The 2,687-nt window shown below is 59.4% G+C and carries 1 protein-coding gene; it reads left to right on the top strand.

All coding sequences use genetic code 11. From position 1 onward, the window contains the following. Window positions 1-2,687 (top strand): Tn3 family transposase (locus AX724_RS06065; protein ID WP_066764401.1); only part of this gene is annotated, 2,687 nt, incomplete at both ends.

Below are 2,687 nucleotides of genomic sequence, written 5' to 3'. Positions count from 1 at the left end.
CCCTGGGGTTTTTCGCGATCGATCCCGGCTCAATCCCTACCGATGGCCTCTCGTATCTGGCCGAGCAACTCGGTGTCGAGGCTGGCGAGATAGCCGGTTATGACTTTTCCAGTCGGACAGCACGACGGCATTGTGCGGAGATCCTGATCCATCTTGGATATCACCGCATGAAGCGGGTGGATCGCGCGCAATTGACGGAATGGATTGCTGGCGAGCTGTGCCCGGGCGGCCAGTCGATCAATGCCATGCTTGAGCATGTTTTCCTGTGGTGCCGGGACCGGCGTATTTATGGGCCGTCGCGCAAGGAGCTTGAACGTGTCGTTCGCTCACAACGGCAAGATTATCTGGACACCTGGCTGATCGGAACCAGTGATCGGCTTTCGTCAGATGCGGTGGCGTTATTGGAAGCCTCGCTTGCCGATCCGGACAGCTCGACCGGATTCAACAGGATGAAGGGTGACGCCGGACAGGCAACGCTCGACAACATTCTCGACGTGACCGAGAAACTCGCCTTTATCCAGAGACTTGATCTTCCCCATGATCTCCTGACGGCTACGGGCAAGCCATGGGTCGATCAGATTGTTCGCCGCGTTGCCGGTGAAAAGGCCTCGGAGATGCGCCGGCATGCGCCGGCGCGACAGCTCGGCCTTTATGCGATTTATCTAATGTCGCGGGAGGCGCAACTCACTGACGCGATGATCGACCTGCTGATCGAAACCGTTCACAAGATCGGAACGCGCTCGAAACGCAAGGTGGTGGGCGATATCGCGAAAGACATCGAGCGGGTCTATGGAAAGGAGCGCCTGCTGGTCGAGATCGCCAGCGCCTCGATCAATGAACCATCGGGGCGCATCTGCGATGTCATTTTCCCGATCGCCGGTAAGGCCAAGCTGGCGGCGATCGTCAAGGAGAGCCATGCGAAGGGCGCTCTGGACCGGCGCATCTACAAGGTGATGCGTGGTTCCTGGGCCAATCATTACCGGCGCATGCTGCCAAGCCTGCTTTCCGTACTTGAGTTCCGGTCGAACAACGCGGTGTGGCGGCCGGTCCTGGCGGCCCTCGACTGGATCAGGAGCAAGGTGGATGGCGGATGCCGCTTCGTGCCATTGCAGGATGTTCCGATCGATGAGGTGATTCCAGCGCGATGGCGCAGTTCCGTCATTGATGACGATGGGCGGGTAAACCGGATCAGCTATGAGCTTTGCGTCCTGACGCAACTGCGCGACCGCATCCGCTCCAAAGAAATCTGGGTGGTCGGGGCGGATCGCTATCGCAATCCCGATGACGATCTTCCCAAGGACTTCGAGATCAGGCGAGATGCGTACTATTCCGGCCTCAGCCTGACGCCAGATGCGCAGGCGTTTTGCGCCTCGATCCGGGAGGAGCTTGAACGGGAACTGTTGCTCCTCAATGCCAATATTCCACAAAACGACAAGGTCCGGCTCCTGTGGCGCGGCGACAACCGGATATCGATTACACCGTTCAAGCCCTTGCCCGAACCGAAGGGTCTCGCTTCGATCAAAAGCGAGATCGGTCAGCGCTGGCCGATGACCGGACTGCTGGACGTGTTGAAAGAGGCTGCTCTGGACACGGGATTGATGGATGCTTTCGAAACGTCGGCCTCGCGGGTTACCCTGTCGAAAGCAGCCTTGGCTCAGCGTCTTTTGCTGTGTCTCTATGGCTTGGGCACGAACGCCGGGCTCAAGCGGGTCGCTGGCGCAACACCCGATGTCAGTTACGAGGAATTGCTGCATGTCCATCGCCGTTTCATCCACGCGCCAGCGCTGAGGGAGGCGTGCGCGCGGGTAGCAAACGCGACACTGGCAATCCGCAATGCCGCAGTATGGGGAGATGCGGGCACGGCATGCGCGTCCGATTCAACGAAGTTCGGCGCGTGGGACCGCAACCTGATGACGGAATGGCACGCCCGCTATGGCGGCCGTGGCGTCATGATCTACTGGCATGTGGAGAAGCGCGCGACCTGCGTTTATTCCCAGCTCAAGCGGTGCTCTTCCTCGGAGGTCGCCTCCATGATCGAAGGCGTGCTACGCCATTGCACCGACATGGAAATCCAGCGCCAGTACGTCGATAGCCACGGCCAGAGCGCAGTCGGCTTTGCGTTCTGCCGACTCCTTGGATTTGAGCTTGCCCCGCGGCTGAAAGCAGTGGCACGCCAGAAACTGGCCCTTCCCCAAGCCGGCATGCGCACGCGGCTTTCCAATTTACTGCCGATCCTCTCCAGCCCGATCGACTGGGACGAGATCGAGCAACAATATGACGAAATGGTCAAATATGCCGCTGCCATGCAATCGCGCACCGCCGATCCGGAAGCGATCCTGCTCCGGTTTGCCAGAGCCGAAGTGATGCACCCGACCTACAAGGCGCTGAGTGAACTCGGCCGCGCGGTCAAAACAATCTTCCTATGCCGGTATTTGCGTCAGGAGGCATTCCGCCGCGAGATCCACGAAGGGCTGAATGTGGTTGAGAACTGGAACGGCGCTAATGGTTTCGTGTTCTTCGGCAAGGGCGGCGAGATCGCCACCAACCGCATCCATGAGCAGGAAATCTCCGTTCTGGCGCTACACCTCCTGCAAGCGTCGCTGGTGTATGTGAACACCCGCATGCTTCAGATCGTACTGGTTGAGCCGAAGTGGGCGGGGCGGATGACGCCGGAAGATTATCGTGGT

Origin of the sequence: Sphingobium sp. CCH11-B1 (assembly GCF_001556865.1) — a bacterium.
GTDB lineage: Bacteria > Pseudomonadota > Alphaproteobacteria > Sphingomonadales > Sphingomonadaceae > Sphingobium.
This window is presented reverse-complemented; position numbering and strand designations above follow the sequence as displayed.